This is a genomic window from Bacillus weihaiensis (assembly GCF_001889165.1).
In the GTDB taxonomy this organism is placed as follows: domain Bacteria; phylum Bacillota; class Bacilli; order Bacillales; family Bacillaceae; genus Metabacillus; species Metabacillus weihaiensis.
In genome coordinates this window covers 3928290-3945071 of the sequence record NZ_CP016020.1, presented here as the reverse complement: position 1 = coordinate 3945071, position 16782 = coordinate 3928290, and the positions used below count along the sequence as shown (strand labels likewise).

Here is a 16782-nt window from a genome sequence, read left to right as displayed (position 1 = left end):
AGTCGGGTATGTAATAGCATACTAGTCTTTTGATGAGGTGAAATCGGGTGAATTTAAAAATAGATATTAGTAAAGAGGGTTCGACTCAGACGTTGGTAGCGGTTGCGGGTGAAATAGATGCCTATACAGCTCCAAAGCTTAGAGAAGCATTACTACCTTTGGCTGATGAACCAAACGCTGTTATAACGGTTAACTTACAAAATGTATCGTATATGGATAGTACTGGATTAGGCGTGTTTGTTGGATTATTGAAAAACGTAAGAAAGAATGAAGGTCAACTCATATTAGTTGAATTATCAGATCGCTTGGAACGCTTGTTTAGTATTACAGGGCTAAGTGACATCATTGATATATCTTCAAAGTCAGAGGGTGGCGTGCAATGAAGCAATTAGTAGATTATATCGAAATGAAGGTTCCAGCTAAGCCTGAATATGTGGGGATTATTAGACTCACTCTTTCAGGTATCGCTAGTAGAATGGGATATTCCTATGATGATATTGAAGATTTAAAGATTGCGACAAGTGAAGCATGTACAAACGCTGTTCAGCATGCTTATAAGAATAGCGAGGATGGCGAGGTGGTAGTAGGTTTTGGTTTATACGATGACCGCCTCGAAGTAATGATTGCTGATAATGGAAAAAGCTTTGATTTTGAAAAAACAAAGAACGAACTTGGTCCTTATTCTTCTCAAAGTCCTGTTGATCAGCTTCCAGAGGGAGGGTTAGGTCTCTATTTGATGGAAACGCTCATGGATGAAGTCCGCGTTTTAGTCAATTCAGGAGTGACGGTCTTCATGATAAAGTATTTAAGTGGGGAGCGGATAGATCATGGCACAACCATCTCAAACTACGAAGCTAACTAAAGAAGAGATAACTGAGCTCATTTTAGATTTTCAGCAAACAGAAAGCAAAACTGCTCAGTTAGCACTTGTTGAACATTACACAGGGTTAGTTGAAACCTTAGCGAGAAAGTATTCTAAAGGGAAAAGCTTTCATGAGGATTTAAGACAGGTTGGAATGATTGGCTTATTAGGTGCTATTAGAAGATTTGACCCTGAGATTGGGAAACCTTTTGAAGCATTTGCGATACCTACTATTATCGGGGAAATTAAGCGTTTCTTAAGGGATAAGACTTGGAGTGTCCATGTTCCGAGGAGAATTAAGGAATTAGGTCCGAAGATTAAAGCGACTGTAGATAAACTAACGAATGAAAATTCGCGGTCTCCCAAAGTGCAGGAAATTGCAGATTATTTAGGAGTTACCGAAGAGGAAGTTCTAGAAACAATGGAAATGGGGAAAAGCTACCAAGCCCTATCTGTTGATCATTCTATTGAAGCTGATTCTGATGGTAGTACCGTAACCATTTTAGATATAGTTGGCTCTCAAGACGAGGGCTATGAGCAGGTTAATCAAAAGCTTATGCTCGAAAGTGTCTTGCATGTTCTCTCGGATAGGGAAAGGGAGATTATCGACTGTACTTTTCTGATGAACAAGAGTCAAAAGGAAACTGGTGAACAATTAGGGATTTCTCAAATGCATGTATCACGTTTGCAAAGACGAGCTATTCAAAAGCTACGAGAGGCGCTTGCGAAAGATATGCCTTCGGAGTTGAATAAATGATTGTCACGGAAGCAAATAACCACGTTCATACATTAGCATACCAGTTACCGAAACAAGGAAAAACTTGTTGTGGAGACAGCTATTTCATACGAGCTACAGATGAATATTTCATCTGTGCATTAGCGGATGGGTTAGGAAGTGGAGAAAGAGCTAATGAATCGTCTTCAGCCATTAGTTCTCTTGTTGAACAAAACCAAGAAAAAGACGTTGAGGAATTAATTGATCTTTGTAACAAGGAATTGAAAGATAAGCGTGGTGCAACGGTATCTATTTTAAAAATAGATTTCCGAAACAAGACATTTACCTATAGCTCTGTAGGGAATATCAGGTTTATCTTAAGTACTCCGTCTGGAACCTTTGTTTACCCTCTACCTATATTAGGATACTTATCAGGAAAACCACAAAAGTATCGAACTCACACATACTCATATGAAGAAGGCTCTAAATTCCTTATTCATACCGACGGATTAGTTCTCCCAGCCGTAAAGTCAGTACTTAAAAACAATCACTCTATTGAAGAATTATCAAATTCCTTAGAAGAATATACAACCAATCGAAATGATGATTTAACCTATATAGTCGGTCAGCTTTTTTAATTTTATTTAAAAGAGTTGATCGGCTTATTTATTTTCCTTTGATTCTAGGTCTTTGCTCGTGCGAGAGTCCTGTTGTTTGTATGATTCCTTGATAGAACTAATAGCTCTATTTGATGCAAAAAAGGTTCATCATCGAAAAAAGAGATGGCTAATTGGATCAGTAAGTAGGCCGTAGCTAAGAGTGCCCCATTTAATAGAGCGTTAATTTTTGGTAAAATAAAAGAATGCATGTAAGAATTGGATTTGGAGGATTGCTAGATGATTGAAAAACAGGAACGTATTATACGACATATGAGCAAGGAACTTACGATTAATGTGAAGCAAATTGAGAATGTCATCAAGTTAATTGAAGAAGGAAATACCGTCCCGTTTATTGCTCGTTATCGAAAAGAACAAACAGGAGCTCTCGATGAGGTGCAAATCCGCGATATTTCAGATCAATGGACATACATACAAAATCTTGAAAACCGTAAAGAAGAAGTTATTCGTCTGATTGAGGAACAAGGAAAATTAACGGAGCAGCTAAAAATAGATATTCAAAAGTCAATGAAATTACAACAGGTTGAGGATTTATATAGACCATATAAGCAAAAACGAAGAACGAAAGCGACAATCGCAAAAGAAAAAGGATTGGAGCCACTTGCTCACTGGATTTTAGAGTTACCATCTCAAGGTGATATATTAGGTAAGGCTCGTGAATTTGTAAACGAAGAGAAAGAAGTAACATCAGCGGAAGAAGCCATTCAAGGGGCCAAAGATATTATTGCAGAACAAATTTCGGATGAGCCTGCTTATCGTCAGTGGATTCGTGATACTACGTTTAAAAGAGGAAGCATCGCTACTGTTGCAAAAGATGAAGAGAAAGATGAGAAGAATATTTTTGAAATGTATTATGACTATGAAGAGCCGATTCAAAAAATTGTCCCTCACCGAGTGCTCGCGCTAAATCGCGGTGAAAAAGAGGGTATATTAAGGGTTTCCATTCAACCCCCGACTGATCAGGTTGTTTCATATTTAAAAAGAGAGATCATGAAAAAACCTTCTACTCTTGTACAAGAGATTTTGTCAGATACTATTGAGGATGCATATAAGCGCCTTATCCAGCCGTCAATTGAACGAGAAATTCGAAAAGAGCTTTCAGAAAAAGCCGAAGACCGCGCAATTCATATTTTCTCTGAAAACTTACGAAATCTTTTATTGCAGCCACCTTTGAAAGGGAGAATGGTGCTAGGTGTCGATCCGGCTTACCGAACAGGGTGTAAATTAGCCGTTGTTGATGAAACGGGAAAAATGCTTTATATAGGTGTTGTGTACCCGCATCCTCCGGTTAAAAAGCTTGAGCAAGCAAGAGAAACAGTAAAGGATGTCCTAAAAAAACACCGAATCGAGGTTGTTGCGATTGGAAATGGAACGGCTTCTCGAGAGACTGAGCAATTCATCGCTGATATTTTAAAGGAAGTAGAAGGAGATACATCTTACTTAATCGTCAATGAGGCGGGTGCAAGTGTTTATTCTGCTTCTGACCTGGCTAGAGAAGAGTTCCCGGATCTTCAAGTAGAAGAAAGAAGTGCTGTCTCGATAGCGAGGAGACTACAGGATCCGTTGGCCGAGCTTGTGAAGATTGATCCGAAATCAGTAGGGGTTGGGCAATATCAACATGATGTTTCACAAAAGAAGCTTAATGATTCCTTAACCTTTGTGGTGGAAACGGTTGTTAACCAAGTAGGGGTCAATGTGAATACAGCCTCTTCCTCACTCCTGCAATATGTAGCAGGTCTAAGTAAAGCTGTCGCTAATAACGTTGTGAAGAAGAGAGAAGAGCTTGGTAGATTCTCTAATCGTAAGCAGCTAAAAGACATTCCGCGCTTGGGTGCAAAAACGTATGAGCAGTGTATTGGATTTTTACGTGTCGTGGAAGGTGATCAGCCTCTTGATCGAACAGGTATTCACCCAGAGCGTTACAGTGAAGTGAAAAAGCTTCTTGCAAAGCTTGACGCATCTGAAGCAGACTTAGGTAGTGAGGAACTGAAAGATAAAATTAAAAAGATACACATAAAAGAAATAGCAGAGGAACTTTCCATTGGTGAGTTAACTCTGAAAGATATTTGCGATGCGTTAATCAGACCTGAACGTGATCCGCGTGATGAAGTCTCAAAACCTTTGTTGAAAAAGGATGTTTTGAAACTAGAAGACTTAGAAAAAGGGATGGAATTACAAGGGACGGTTCGTAATGTTGTGGACTTTGGTGCATTTGTAGATATTGGTGTAAAACAAGATGGTCTAGTCCATATTTCAAAATTGAGTCATTCATTCGTCAAACATCCACTTGATATCGTTTCAGTTGGAGATGTCGTGACAATATGGGTTGATGAGGTGGACATGAAAAAAGGAAGAGTTGCTCTTACGATGGTAAAAGAATAAGGCAATTTTCACATAGAGTGTTGCTTTCTTTGAAAAGTCTTAAGTTCCATTTTTTCCACAGGGTACAAGATTTTTTTGTCTCTTCTTTCTTCCTAACACTGGTATTAGGTGTAAACGATGACTGACTACACTCTTTGAAGTGGAAACTAATTAGCATCAAATTTTAAAAAACGCCAAGAATAATGATGAAAAAAAGATCCCTCTGTATCTTGTATTAGGAGCTGAGGGATCTTTCTTAATTATATATAATAGATTTGGCTTTTTAGGGAAATCTTATTTCTTAATTCGCTTCCTTTTCTCGATAGAAAAACCAGCATTGATTAAGTAATTTTATCTGATAACGGTTTTTTTCATAAAAAGCGCGCTGCATTTGATTTTGTAGCCATGATGGCATGTTCATCTACCTCCTTAACCAATCATTTGGTATATGGGTGTTTATAATGTATTCACAGGACGAGGAGTATGTTACATTTTTTAATGGGTGATAAAAAATGATGGATAATGAACAATTACAGGAGCTAGTAGAAGCAATTTCTCTAGAATTTTTTCAAAAGGTATTTAGGCATAAAGCGACGTTTAATAAAAGACTGAGAACGACTGGTGGGCGCTATATGCTTGCTAGCCATAATATTGATATAAACCCTAAATATTACGAAGAACATGGCTTGGATGAAATGATAGGGATTATAAAACATGAACTTTGTCATTATCATCTGCATATAGAAGGTAGGGGATATAAGCATGGTGATCGTGAGTTTAAAGAGTTATTAACTAAAGTGGGGGCTCCAAGGTTTTGTACACCTTTATATAGTAAAGAAACGAAACCTAGAGTAACACTTGTGTATAAGTGTAAGGAATGTGGACAGCTTTATTATAGGAAGAGGAAAGTTGATACGACGCGTATGGTTTGTGGGAAATGCGCTGGGAAAATATATCTTTTTAAAAAGGGTTGACGTCAAAGAATGAATTATGATAAATTATAAAAGTCGTCGTTGACGGCAAGTGAAATTATCCAATTTCTTGACAGGACAAACTTTACTCTTTATAATAAAGGAAGTCTTTTGTTATTAATCCGCAGTAGCTCAGTGGTAGAGCTATCGGCTGTTAACCGATCGGTCGCAGGTTCGAGTCCTGCCTGCGGAGCCATATGGGGAAGTACTCAAGTGGCTGAAGAGGCGCCCCTGCTAAGGGTGTAGGTCGCGTAAGCGGCGCGAGGGTTCAAATCCCTCCTTCTCCGCCATATTATTTTATATGGCCCATTGGTCAAGCGGTTAAGACACCGCCCTTTCACGGCGGTAACACGGGTTCGAATCCCGTATGGGTCATCTCATACGAAGAAAGACTTGGAAGTGAGCGTATGTTTAGCTCGCTCCTTATTTTTCTCTTAGTAAATAGCTATTACCACTTGGTGGGTAAAGTTCGGTTTATTTACTTCATGAGTTAAGGTTCGTTATTTTCACTTTGTGAAAAAACATTGGTCCGGTAGTTCAGTTGGTTAGAATGCCTGCCTGTCACGCAGGAGGTCGCGGGTTCGAGTCCCGTCCGGACCGCCATTATTTTTTTTTGAAATAACCCTTGATTTTAAATTGAGAGTTTGTTATAGTTAAACTCTTGTTATTGAAACATATTGGGCTATAGCCAAGCGGTAAGGCATCGCACTTTGACTGCGACATGCGTTGGTTCGAATCCAGCTAGCCCAGCCATTTTTACTAGTTAGAGCCATTAGCTCAGTTGGTAGAGCACGATTGAATAGACTGCAAAGTGAAACTTCAGCATACAAATCGAGCTACTCCTTGAATTTACTTCCTGAGATTTGGATGTCTAAACTAAGAGTGTTTTAAAATCTAGAGCCATTAGCTCAGTTGGTAGAGCATCTGACTTTTAATCAGAGGGTCGAAGGTTCGAGTCCTTCATGGCTCACCATTTACACACCATGCGGGTGTGGCGGAATTGGCAGACGCGCTAGACTTAGGATCTAGTGTCCTTGTGACGTGGGGGTTCAAGTCCCTTCACCCGCACCAAAGTTTTTCATGGTGAAATAACTTTCATAGGTTTCGCGGTCGTGGCGGAATGGCAGACGCGCTAGGTTGAGGGCCTAGTGGGGGCGACCCCGTGGAGGTTCAAGTCCTCTCGGCCGCACCAAAAAAATTCTTTTAAAAAAAGTGTTGACAATCTCGTTACCGGATGATACGATAGTTAAGTCGCTCAAGCGAGAACAAAGCTTTTCGAAATAAATATTGCGCCCGTAGCTCAATTGGATAGAGCGTTTGACTACGGATCAAAAGGTTAGGGGTTCGACTCCTCTCGGGCGCGCCAATCCTATTGCGGGAAGTAGCTCAGCTTGGTAGAGCACTTGGTTTGGGACCAAGGGGTCGCAGGTTCGAATCCTGTCTTCCCGACCAGTCGAGCAAAATATATGCGGGTGTAGTTTAGTGGTAAAACCTCAGCCTTCCAAGCTGATGATGAGGGTTCGATTCCCTTCACCCGCTCCAAAATGATCTTTGAAAACTAAACAAAACCAAGCGTATCAACGTTGATTTTAAATCAACAAAACGTACTATATAGTACAAAAAACATGAGCAAGTCAAACTACTTTATTGGAGAGTTTGATCCTGGCTCAGGACGAACGCTGGCGGCGTGCCTAATACATGCAAGTCGAGCGAGGTCTTCGGACCTAGCGGCGGACGGGTGAGTAACACGTGGGTAACCTGCCTGTAAGATTGGGATAACTCCGGGAAACCGGAGCTAATACCGGATAACATTTTGAACCGCATGGTTCGAAATTAAAAGATGGCTTCTAGCTATCACTTACAGATGGACCCGCGGCGCATTAGCTAGTTGGTGAGGTAACGGCTCACCAAGGCAACGATGCGTAGCCGACCTGAGAGGGTGATCGGCCACACTGGGACTGAGACACGGCCCAGACTCCTACGGGAGGCAGCAGTAGGGAATCTTCCGCAATGGACGAAAGTCTGACGGAGCAACGCCGCGTGAACGATGAAGGCCTTCGGGTCGTAAAGTTCTGTTGTTAGGGAAGAACAAGTACCAGAGTAACTGCTGGTACCTTGACGGTACCTAACCAGAAAGCCACGGCTAACTACGTGCCAGCAGCCGCGGTAATACGTAGGTGGCAAGCGTTGTCCGGAATTATTGGGCGTAAAGCGCGCGCAGGTGGTTTCTTAAGTCTGATGTGAAAGCCCACGGCTCAACCGTGGAGGGTCATTGGAAACTGGGGAACTTGAGTGCAGAAGAGGAAAGTGGAATTCCAAGTGTAGCGGTGAAATGCGTAGAGATTTGGAGGAACACCAGTGGCGAAGGCGACTTTCTGGTCTGTAACTGACACTGAGGCGCGAAAGCGTGGGGAGCGAACAGGATTAGATACCCTGGTAGTCCACGCCGTAAACGATGAGTGCTAAGTGTTAGAGGGTTTCCGCCCTTTAGTGCTGCAGCAAACGCATTAAGCACTCCGCCTGGGGAGTACGGTCGCAAGACTGAAACTCAAAGGAATTGACGGGGGCCCGCACAAGCGGTGGAGCATGTGGTTTAATTCGAAGCAACGCGAAGAACCTTACCAGGTCTTGACATCCTTCGCTACTTCTAGAGATAGAAGGTTCCCCTTCGGGGGACGAAGTGACAGGTGGTGCATGGTTGTCGTCAGCTCGTGTCGTGAGATGTTGGGTTAAGTCCCGCAACGAGCGCAACCCTTGATCTTAGTTGCCAGCATTCAGTTGGGCACTCTAAGATGACTGCCGGTGACAAACCGGAGGAAGGTGGGGATGACGTCAAATCATCATGCCCCTTATGACCTGGGCTACACACGTGCTACAATGGATGGTACAAAGGGCTGCGAGACTGCGAAGTTAAGCGAATCCCATAAAACCATTCTCAGTTCGGATTGCAGGCTGCAACTCGCCTGCATGAAGCTGGAATCGCTAGTAATCGCGGATCAGCATGCCGCGGTGAATACGTTCCCGGGCCTTGTACACACCGCCCGTCACACCACGAGAGTTTGTAACACCCGAAGTCGGTGGGGTAACCGTAAGGAGCCAGCCGCCTAAGGTGGGACAGATGATTGGGGTGAAGTCGTAACAAGGTAGCCGTATCGGAAGGTGCGGCTGGATCACCTCCTTTCTAAGGATATAGAGGTACGCTTGGTATTTTGTTTAGTTTTGAGAGATCATCTGATCTTTCTATAATAAGTAAGACTCATACATAGGAGTCTAAATGCATCTTGCATTGAAGATCCTGTGTTTTATGTTCCTTGAAAACTAGATAACGAAAACAATTCAAGTAATTCACTGAGTTTAAACGCTTAGTTTAGTGATTCTCTTAATAATTTTTAAAAATGACATCTTCGATGTCAAAGGTTAAGTTGTTAAGGGCGCACGGTGGATGCCTTGGCACTAGGAGCCGATGAAGGACGGTACTAACACCGATATGCTTCGGGGAGCTGTAAGTAAGCTTTGATCCGGAGATTTCCGAATGGGGAAACCCACTGTTCGTAATGGAGCAGTATTTTCATCTGAATACATAGGATGATAAAGGCAGACCCGGGGAACTGAAACATCTAAGTACCCGGAGGAAGAGAAAGCAAACGCGATTTCCTGAGTAGCGGCGAGCGAAACGGAATTAGCCCAAACCAAGAGGCTTGCCTCTTGGGGTTGTAGGACACTCTATACGGAGTTACAAAGGAACGGAGTAAATGAAGAGGTCTGGAAAGGCCCGTCAAAGAAGGTAACAACCCTGTAGTTGAAACTTCGTTCCCTCCAGAGTGGATCCTGAGTACGGCGGGACACGTGAAATCCCGTCGGAAGCAGGGAGGACCATCTCCCAAGGCTAAATACTCCCTAGTGACCGATAGTGAACCAGTACCGTGAGGGAAAGGTGAAAAGCACCCCGGAAGGGGAGTGAAATAGATCCTGAAACCGTGTGCCTACAAGTAGTCAAAGCCCGTTAATGGGTAATGGCGTGCCTTTTGTAGAATGAACCGGCGAGTTACGATCCCGTGCAAGGTTAAGTTGATAAGACGGAGCCGCAGCGAAAGCGAGTCTGAACAGGGCGAATAAGTACGTGGTCGTAGACCCGAAACCAGGTGATCTACCCATGTCCAGGGTGAAGTTCAGGTAACACTGAATGGAGGCCCGAACCCACGCACGTTGAAAAGTGCGGGGATGAGGTGTGGGTAGCGGAGAAATTCCAATCGAACCTGGAGATAGCTGGTTCTCTCCGAAATAGCTTTAGGGCTAGCCTTGAAATGAGAGTCTTGGAGGTAGAGCACTGATTGGACTAGGGGCCCCCATCGGGTTACCGAATTCAGTCAAACTCCGAATGCCAAAGACTTATGTTCAGGAGTCAGACTGCGAGTGATAAGATCCGTAGTCAAGAGGGAAACAGCCCAGACCACCAGCTAAGGTCCCAAAGTATACGTTAAGTGGAAAAGGATGTGGAGTTGCTTAGACAACCAGGATGTTGGCTTAGAAGCAGCCACCATTTAAAGAGTGCGTAATAGCTCACTGGTCGAGTGACTCTGCGCCGAAAATGTACCGGGGCTAAACGTATCACCGAAGCTGTGGACTGTTCTAACGAACAGTGGTAGGAGAGCGTTCTAAGGGCTGAGAAGCCAGACCGAGAGGACTGGTGGAGCGCTTAGAAGTGAGAATGCCGGTATGAGTAGCGAAAGAGGGGTGAGAATCCCCTCCACCGAATGCCTAAGGTTTCCTGAGGAAGGCTCGTCCGCTCAGGGTAAGTCGGGACCTAAGCCGAGGCCGAAAGGCGTAGGCGATGGCCAACAGGTAGAAATTCCTGTACCACCTCCTCACCATTTGAGCAATGGGGGGACGCAGAAGGATAGGGTAAGCGCGGCGTCGGAATGCCGCGTCCAAGCAGTTAGGCTGACAATGAGGCAAATCCCATTGTCATTAAGGCTGAGCTGTGATGGCGAGGGAAATATAGTACCGAAGTTCTTGATTCCACACTGCCAAGAAAAGCCTCTAGCGAGGTGAGAGGTGCCCGTACCGCAAACCGACACAGGTAGGCGAGGAGAGAATCCTAAGGTGAGCGAGAGAACTCTCGTTAAGGAACTCGGCAAAATGACCCCGTAACTTCGGGAGAAGGGGTGCTTTTTAGGGTTAATAGCCCGGAAAAGCCGCAGTGAATAGGCCCAGGCGACTGTTTAGCAAAAACACAGGTCTCTGCGAAGCCGCAAGGCGAAGTATAGGGGCTGACGCCTGCCCGGTGCTGGAAGGTTAAGGGGAGAGGTTAGCGTAAGCGAAGCTTTGAACCGAAGCCCCAGTAAACGGCGGCCGTAACTATAACGGTCCTAAGGTAGCGAAATTCCTTGTCGGGTAAGTTCCGACCCGCACGAAAGGCGTAACGATCTGGGCACTGTCTCAACGAGAGACTCGGTGAAATTATAGTACCTGTGAAGATGCAGGTTACCCGCGACAGGACGGAAAGACCCCGTGGAGCTTTACTGTAGCCTGATATTGAATTTTGGTACAGCTTGTACAGGATAGGTAGGAGCCTGAGAAGCCGGAGCGCTAGCTTCGGTGGAGGCGTCGGTGGGATACTACCCTGGCTGTATTGAAATTCTAACCCACAGCCCTGATCGGGCTGGGAGACAGTGTCAGGTGGGCAGTTTGACTGGGGCGGTCGCCTCCTAAAATGTAACGGAGGCGCCCAAAGGTTCCCTCAGAATGGTTGGAAATCATTCGGAGAGTGTAAAGGCACAAGGGAGCTTGACTGCGAGACCTACAAGTCGAGCAGGGACGAAAGTCGGGCTTAGTGATCCGGTGGTTCCGCATGGAAGGGCCATCGCTCAACGGATAAAAGCTACCCCGGGGATAACAGGCTTATCTCCCCCAAGAGTCCACATCGACGGGGAGGTTTGGCACCTCGATGTCGGCTCATCGCATCCTGGGGCTGTAGTCGGTCCCAAGGGTTGGGCTGTTCGCCCATTAAAGCGGTACGCGAGCTGGGTTCAGAACGTCGTGAGACAGTTCGGTCCCTATCCGTCGTGGGCGTAGGAAATTTGAGAGGAGCTGTCCTTAGTACGAGAGGACCGGGATGGACGCACCGCTGGTGTACCAGTTGTCTTGCCAAAGGCATAGCTGGGTAGCTATGTGCGGAAGGGATAAGTGCTGAAAGCATCTAAGCATGAAGCCCCCCTCAAGATGAGATTTCCCATAGCGTAAGCTAGTAAGATCCCTGAAAGATGATCAGGTTGATAGGTCAGAGGTGGAAGCGCGGTGACGTGTGGAGCTGACTGATACTAATAGATCGAGGACTTAACCTATTTTAAAAGCGTAAGCTCAGTGAATGAATTGTAATTCGTTATCTAGTTTTGAGGGAACATCCTTCAAACTTTATAATATCTGGTGGCGATAGCGAAGAGGTCACACCCGTTCCCATGCCGAACACGGAAGTTAAGTTCTTCAGCGCCGATGGTAGTTGGGGGTTTCCCCCTGTGAGAGTAGGACGTTGCCAGGTTTATAATGTAGTTCTTTTATATTATCGCGGGGTGGAGCACGATTGAATATGCTTCATTGATTTACCTCAGCGTACCGATTGAGCAACATCTTGAATATACATTCTGAAATCGGGACGGTCCGTATTAGGCAATATAAAAAGTTCAAGTTATAATTAGATATCTTTTATTATCGCGGGGTGGAGCAGTTCGGTAGCTCGTCGGGCTCATAACCCGAAGGTCGCAGGTTCAAATCCTGTCCCCGCAACCAAGTTATTTTCACTTCGTGAAAAAACATTGGTCCGGTAGTTCAGTTGGTTAGAATGCCTGCCTGTCACGCAGGAGGTCGCGGGTTCGAGTCCCGTCCGGACCGCCATATACATAGAAACTTACGAAACATAGATGTTTCGTTTTTTTTATGTCTTTTTTTGATTAAATTGAAGTTATTGAGCTGTGATAGAAAAGATAATTATAATGAATAAAACTTGGATAAACTAGTATTATTCGTTAAACTTAAAAAGAGAGGATCCTTAGGCTATACATATTCCTAAGGTTTTTTCATAATACAGGATAGCTAAGTTGAGGAATATAATGGACGAATTTGATTTTATCAGTAAAGTAAAGCCGAATAAAACTTTTCAACATAACATTGTGACTGGAATTGGTGATGACGCTGCCATTTATAAAGCAACAAAAAACTATAATCAGGTCGTTTGTGTTGATACAATGGTTGAAGGTATTCACTTTTTGAAGGAGCTATCATCTCCGACTGACATTGGGTATAAAGCGTTGGCTGTAAATGTTAGTGATATAGCAGCAATGGGGGCTATTCCACGTTATTACCTTGTATCCATTGCCATTCCACCTTACTGGAAAGAGGAAGACCTTCTTTCTATTTATAATGGAATGGAAGAGCTTGCTAAGAAGTATGAAATGGATTTAATCGGTGGGGATACAGTATCAATTGCAGATAAGCTAGTTATCACTGTAACTGTTATTGGAGAAGTTGAAGAACATGTGCAAGCATTGCGTAGTTGCGCAAAACCTGGAGATATAGTCTTTGTAACAGGTCCTTTAGGAGATTCGGCAGCAGGACTCGATATTCTATTAGGGAAATGTGACGTTATTTGTGATCCACTACATAAAGAATATTTGATTTCACGTCATAAAAGGCCTACACCAAGAGTAGAGGTCGGGCGATTCATTAGTCTCTTAGATCGTGTTGCATTAAATGATATTAGTGATGGATTAGCTAGTGAATTAAACGAACTTGCTGAATCAAGTCATGTGGGGATTGTCATTCAAGAAAGATTACTTCCAGTTAGTCCTGCACTAAAGTCGGTAGAAGGTCAGTATGATCTATCTAAATGGATTCTTTTTGGTGGAGAAGATTTTGAGCTAGTAGGCGCAACTTCTGAAGAAGAGTGGGAAAAGGTGAAAAAGCTTTGTCATGAGAGCGATCTGTTTATTGAACAGATTGGGACTGTGACAGACGAATTTCAAGAAGTAAGATTGAAGCGTACAACAAATGAAATACTGAAACTTAAGAAATCAGGTTTTAATCATTTTAGAAAATAAGTTAGGTGATGTTCGTATGAAGGAATATGAATTCATTTCAAAGACATCGGAAACAACATCCTTACTTGCGATAAAGCTCGCAGAAAAACTAGGTGAAGGTGATGTCGTTACATTAGAGGGTGACTTAGGTGCGGGGAAAACGACCTTTACGAAAGGGTTAGCGAAGGGGCTAGGTATTCAAAGAAATGTGAATAGTCCTACGTTCACAATTATTAAAGAATATTCCGATGGTCGTTTACCTTTATATCATATGGATGTATACCGAGTTGAAGATGCGGATGAGGATTTAGGGTTTGAAGAATATTTTCATGGGAATGGTGTGACAGTGGTTGAGTGGGCTCATTTAATAGACGATCAACTTCCTACTGAACGACTAGACATAAAAATCTTCTATATGGATGAAACGACAAGAAGGATCGTCATGACACCAATCGGAACACAATATATGGAGTTATGTAAGGAGTTACACAATGAACGTATTAGCGATTGATACAACGAATCATGTATTAGGTGTGGCATTAGTTAATAATGACGGTACTGTAATAGGTGAGTATATAACATATTTGAAGAAAAACCATTCCGTTCGTGCAATGCCTGCGATTGAGAAATTGATGGCAGATTGTGATGTAAAGCCTGATCAGCTTGGGAAAATCGTGATTGCAACAGGACCTGGATCTTATACCGGTGTTAGAATTGGCGTATCAATTGCTAAAACAATGGCTTGGGCGTTAAATATACCAATAGTCGGAGTTTCTAGTCTAGAGGGGCTTGCAGCTAGTGGGCGTTATTTTGATGGGTTTGTATGTCCAATTTTTGACGCAAGAAGAGGACAAGTGTATACAGGCTTATATCAATATAATGAAGATGAACTGGAATGTGTGGAAGAGGATCAAAATCTATTGTTTTCTGAATGGTTAACGAATCTTAAAGCTCGTAATCAACCTGTTTTATTTGTCGGTCAAGATGTAAACCTTCATAAAGAGCTTATCGTCTCCCTTTTAGGAGACCTAGCTTGTTTTGGACCAGAGACGATGCATAATCCAAGACCAAGTGAGTTAGCCACACTTGGTATAAAGAAGGAAGCAACAGATGTACATAGTCTTGTCCCTAATTATATTCGACTTGCTGAGGCAGAGGCAAAATGGCTAGAACAGCAGAAATAAGATGGTGAATATGGTGGAAACAGCGTATACAATTCGCAAAATGGAAAAGTCAGATCTTGATCAGGTACATGAAATTGAGCAATTATCCTTCACGGTACCATGGTCAAAAGAATCTTTGTTATATGAAATCGAACAAAATCTATTCGCTAAATACATGGTTGTTGAATTAGAAGGAAAAGTCGTCGGCTATTGTGGGGTTTGGGTCATCATGGAGGATGCTCAAATCACAAATATTGCTGTTCACCCTGATTTTCGAGGAATGAAAATTGGAGAAGCACTTCTTACCTTTGCCATCCAACTAAGTAAAGAAATGAACGCAAAGCGGTTGTCCCTAGAGGTTCGTGTTACAAATTATATCGCGCAATCTCTCTATAAAAAGGTCGGCTTTACTGTGGGAGGAATACGTAAGCGATATTATACAGATAATCAAGAAGATGCTTTAGTAATGTGGGTGAATGTACAATGACAAAAACAGATGAATATATTTTAGGAATCGAAACAAGCTGTGATGAAACAGCAGCCGCAATTATTAAAAACGGTAGAGAAATTGTGGCAAATGTTGTTGCATCCCAAATTGAAAGTCATAAACGTTTTGGTGGCGTTGTCCCAGAGATTGCGTCAAGGCATCATGTAGAGCAGCTAACCATTGTTTTCGAAGAAGCGATGCAAAAGGCTAATCTAGAATTTAACGATCTTTCTGCCATTACAGTTACCGAAGGTCCAGGACTTGTAGGAGCTTTGTTAACAGGAATCAATGCAGCAAAAGCCTTAGCATTTGCTCACCAGATTCCGTTAGTTGGGGTCCACCATATCGCGGGTCATATTTATGCGAATCGACTTATACAGGAGCTTGAGTTTCCGTTACTAGCTCTTGTCGTATCAGGTGGTCACACGGAGCTTGTCTATATGAAGGAGCATGGAAGCTTTGAGGTAATCGGAGAAACATTAGATGATGCAGCAGGTGAAGCCTATGATAAAGTGGCAAGAACATTAGGCTTGCCATACCCTGGGGGACCTCATATCGATCGACTAGCACATGAAGGAACTCCAAGCATAGATCTTCCGAGAGCTTGGTTAGGAGAAGGTTCCTTTGATTTTAGCTTTAGTGGGTTAAAATCAGCCGTTATTAATACGCTTCATAATGCAAAGCAAAAAGATATTGAGCTAGACCCTAAGGATGTAGCAGCTAGCTTTCAAGCGAGTGTTATAGACGTATTAGTCACAAAAACGGCTCAAGCTGTGGATAAATATGAAGTGAAACAGCTGTTATTAGCAGGTGGTGTAGCAGCAAACAAAGGGTTACGAGCAGCACTTGAACAGAAGTTTTCCACAGTGGATAACCTTGAATTAATCATTCCTCCTTTGTCGTTATGCACAGATAATGCTGCAATGATTGCGGCAGCAGGAAGTGTCTTATTTCAAAAAGGTGTACGTAGTGACCTAGCTCTGAATGCAAACCCTGGTTTAGAATTAACATCTTACTAAGAGTCTTCACATCGTGGAGGCTTTTCTTTTGTTGCTTAGAAAATGATAAAATGTATCGCTTGTGGATAAGCAAACGCTTTGACACCCAATTTCAGTGGACTAGCCCCTCAGGGTCTAAGCGATTGGAGGACAAAGAACACCATCTACCTTACATCGTCTTCGCTTACCGGACGGACATTCTGGGGTTTATGTGGATAAGTATATAATACGGAAGCTTTAAGACCTAGCCTCTAATAAATCAAATTTCCTCCATTACATACAGTGAAAATGTAAAAATGCTCTTCTTATTTGATGAGTAATTAATAAGCTGTGTTGTTCCTGTTTTAGCGAGAATAAGAGTTTTTTCTCCGATATATGACAGAATTCATGACAAATGAAGATATATACAACTTATCCACAGGTTGTGCACGTTATTTTGTAGAATTGTGTAAAACAAAAAAATATGTTGTCATATC

Annotated in this window: 12 protein-coding genes, 13 tRNA genes and 3 rRNA genes; 27 read left to right on the top strand and 1 reads right to left on the bottom strand. The window is 42.9% G+C overall.

Translation table 11 applies throughout. The features are described 5' to 3' along the window. Positions 1-47 precede the first annotated feature (47 nt). The 5 genes from A9C19_RS18975 to A9C19_RS18955 all read left to right on the top strand — a co-directional run bounded on the left by A9C19_RS18975 (position 48) and on the right by A9C19_RS18955 (position 4636). Positions 48-383, top strand: a complete 336-nt coding sequence (locus tag A9C19_RS18975; protein ID WP_072581364.1) for an anti-sigma factor antagonist — start codon at positions 48-50, stop codon at positions 381-383. Beyond that, complete coding sequence (gene rsbW / locus A9C19_RS18970) at positions 380-862, top strand: anti-sigma B factor RsbW (protein ID WP_072581363.1); 483 nt, start codon at positions 380-382, stop codon at positions 860-862. The genes A9C19_RS18975 and rsbW overlap by 4 nt, the downstream gene beginning before the upstream one ends. Beyond that, entirely contained in the window at positions 828-1619 is a 792-nt protein-coding gene (gene sigB / locus A9C19_RS18965; protein WP_072581362.1) for an RNA polymerase sigma factor SigB, read from the top strand. The genes rsbW and sigB overlap by 35 nt, the downstream gene beginning before the upstream one ends. Then, positions 1616-2215, top strand: a complete 600-nt coding sequence (locus A9C19_RS18960; RefSeq protein ID WP_072581361.1) for a PP2C family serine/threonine-protein phosphatase — start codon at positions 1616-1618, stop codon at positions 2213-2215. Before sigB ends, A9C19_RS18960 begins: the two co-directional genes overlap by 4 nt. A gap of 291 nt (positions 2216-2506) precedes the next feature. Further along, positions 2507-4636, top strand: a complete 2130-nt coding sequence (locus A9C19_RS18955) for a Tex family protein (protein WP_420835844.1) — start codon at positions 2507-2509, stop codon at positions 4634-4636. 280 nt (positions 4637-4916) lie between these two features. Here the strand turns inward: A9C19_RS18955 and cmpA are convergent, their stop codons facing one another. After that, positions 4917-5030: a cortex morphogenetic protein CmpA gene (cmpA, locus tag A9C19_RS21405; RefSeq protein WP_099092789.1), complete on the bottom strand. Its 114-nt coding sequence runs from the start codon at positions 5028-5030 to the stop codon at positions 4917-4919. A 100-nt stretch (positions 5031-5130) separates the two neighbouring features. Between cmpA and A9C19_RS18950 the strand changes: the two genes are divergently transcribed. From A9C19_RS18950 to tsaD, 22 genes are all read left to right on the top strand, one after another. Next, entirely contained in the window at positions 5131-5589 is a 459-nt protein-coding gene (locus A9C19_RS18950; protein WP_072581954.1) for a SprT family protein, read from the top strand. Between the two features lie 118 nt (positions 5590-5707). Next, positions 5708-5782, top strand: a tRNA-Asn gene (locus tag A9C19_RS18945). 3 nt (positions 5783-5785) lie between these two features. Next, positions 5786-5876: transfer RNA gene (locus A9C19_RS18940), tRNA-Ser, on the top strand. A 13-nt stretch (positions 5877-5889) separates the two neighbouring features. Continuing rightward, positions 5890-5961: transfer RNA gene (locus tag A9C19_RS18935), tRNA-Glu, on the top strand. A 151-nt stretch (positions 5962-6112) separates the two neighbouring features. Further along, positions 6113-6189: transfer RNA gene (locus tag A9C19_RS18930), tRNA-Asp, on the top strand. A 75-nt stretch (positions 6190-6264) separates the two neighbouring features. Next, positions 6265-6339, top strand: a tRNA-Gln gene (locus A9C19_RS18925). 144 nt (positions 6340-6483) lie between these two features. Then, positions 6484-6559: transfer RNA gene (locus tag A9C19_RS18920), tRNA-Lys, on the top strand. 12 nt (positions 6560-6571) lie between these two features. Then, a tRNA-Leu gene (locus A9C19_RS18915) sits at positions 6572-6657 on the top strand. A gap of 35 nt (positions 6658-6692) precedes the next feature. Next, positions 6693-6778, top strand: a tRNA-Leu gene (locus A9C19_RS18910). 97 nt (positions 6779-6875) lie between these two features. Further along, positions 6876-6952 (top strand) — tRNA-Arg (locus A9C19_RS18905). 9 nt (positions 6953-6961) lie between these two features. Continuing rightward, a tRNA-Pro gene (locus A9C19_RS18900) sits at positions 6962-7038 on the top strand. Between the two features lie 16 nt (positions 7039-7054). Continuing rightward, a tRNA-Gly gene (locus tag A9C19_RS18895) sits at positions 7055-7128 on the top strand. A gap of 102 nt (positions 7129-7230) precedes the next feature. After that, positions 7231-8767 (top strand): 16S ribosomal RNA (locus tag A9C19_RS18890). Positions 8768-9001: 234 nt separating this feature from the next. Further along, positions 9002-11930: ribosomal RNA gene (locus A9C19_RS18885) — 23S ribosomal RNA — on the top strand. Between the two features lie 78 nt (positions 11931-12008). Beyond that, a 5S ribosomal RNA gene (gene rrf, locus A9C19_RS18880) occupies positions 12009-12124 on the top strand. Together the 16S, 23S and 5S rRNA genes with 13 tRNA genes alongside form the textbook arrangement of a ribosomal RNA operon. A gap of 171 nt (positions 12125-12295) precedes the next feature. Further along, positions 12296-12372: transfer RNA gene (locus A9C19_RS18875), tRNA-Met, on the top strand. Between the two features lie 28 nt (positions 12373-12400). Next, positions 12401-12477: transfer RNA gene (locus A9C19_RS18870), tRNA-Asp, on the top strand. A gap of 215 nt (positions 12478-12692) precedes the next feature. Further along, positions 12693-13679, top strand: a complete 987-nt coding sequence (thiL, locus tag A9C19_RS18865; RefSeq protein ID WP_072581359.1) for a thiamine-phosphate kinase — start codon at positions 12693-12695, stop codon at positions 13677-13679. 16 nt (positions 13680-13695) lie between these two features. Further along, positions 13696-14169: a tRNA (adenosine(37)-N6)-threonylcarbamoyltransferase complex ATPase subunit type 1 TsaE gene (gene tsaE / locus A9C19_RS18860; protein ID WP_072581358.1), complete on the top strand. Its 474-nt coding sequence runs from the start codon at positions 13696-13698 to the stop codon at positions 14167-14169. Next, the gene (gene tsaB / locus A9C19_RS18855; RefSeq protein ID WP_072581357.1) at positions 14150-14842 is read left to right on the top strand and encodes a tRNA (adenosine(37)-N6)-threonylcarbamoyltransferase complex dimerization subunit type 1 TsaB; all 693 of its coding nucleotides are present in this window, start codon (positions 14150-14152) and stop codon (positions 14840-14842) included. Before tsaE ends, tsaB begins: the two co-directional genes overlap by 20 nt. Positions 14843-14855: 13 nt before the next feature. Next, positions 14856-15308 carry a ribosomal protein S18-alanine N-acetyltransferase gene (gene rimI / locus A9C19_RS18850; protein WP_072581953.1) on the top strand — a complete coding sequence of 151 codons (453 nt, stop codon included), beginning with the start codon at positions 14856-14858 and terminating at the stop codon, positions 15306-15308. Further along, positions 15305-16327: a tRNA (adenosine(37)-N6)-threonylcarbamoyltransferase complex transferase subunit TsaD gene (gene tsaD / locus A9C19_RS18845; RefSeq protein ID WP_072581356.1), complete on the top strand. Its 1023-nt coding sequence runs from the start codon at positions 15305-15307 to the stop codon at positions 16325-16327. Before rimI ends, tsaD begins: the two co-directional genes overlap by 4 nt. Positions 16328-16782 lie beyond the last annotated feature (455 nt).

What these genes read in the sequence shown, in the direction of transcription:
- rsbW (WP_072581363.1), top strand. Translation starts at nt 380, where the DNA reads ATGAAGCAATTAGTAGATTATATCGAAATGAAGGTTCCAGCTAAGCCT.
- sigB (WP_072581362.1), top strand. Translation starts at nt 828, where the DNA reads ATGGCACAACCATCTCAAACTACGAAGCTAACTAAAGAAGAGATAACT.
- A9C19_RS18960 (WP_072581361.1), top strand. Translation starts at nt 1,616, where the DNA reads ATGATTGTCACGGAAGCAAATAACCACGTTCATACATTAGCATACCAG.
- A9C19_RS18955 (WP_420835844.1), top strand. Translation starts at nt 2,507, where the DNA reads ATGAGCAAGGAACTTACGATTAATGTGAAGCAAATTGAGAATGTCATC.
- cmpA (WP_099092789.1), bottom strand. Translation starts at nt 5,030, where the DNA reads ATGCCATCATGGCTACAAAATCAAATGCAGCGCGCTTTTTATGAAAAA.
- A9C19_RS18950 (WP_072581954.1), top strand. Translation starts at nt 5,131, where the DNA reads ATGGATAATGAACAATTACAGGAGCTAGTAGAAGCAATTTCTCTAGAA.
- thiL (WP_072581359.1), top strand. Translation starts at nt 12,693, where the DNA reads ATGGACGAATTTGATTTTATCAGTAAAGTAAAGCCGAATAAAACTTTT.
- tsaE (WP_072581358.1), top strand. Translation starts at nt 13,696, where the DNA reads ATGAAGGAATATGAATTCATTTCAAAGACATCGGAAACAACATCCTTA.
- tsaB (WP_072581357.1), top strand. Translation starts at nt 14,150, where the DNA reads ATGAACGTATTAGCGATTGATACAACGAATCATGTATTAGGTGTGGCA.
- tsaD (WP_072581356.1), top strand. Translation starts at nt 15,305, where the DNA reads ATGACAAAAACAGATGAATATATTTTAGGAATCGAAACAAGCTGTGAT.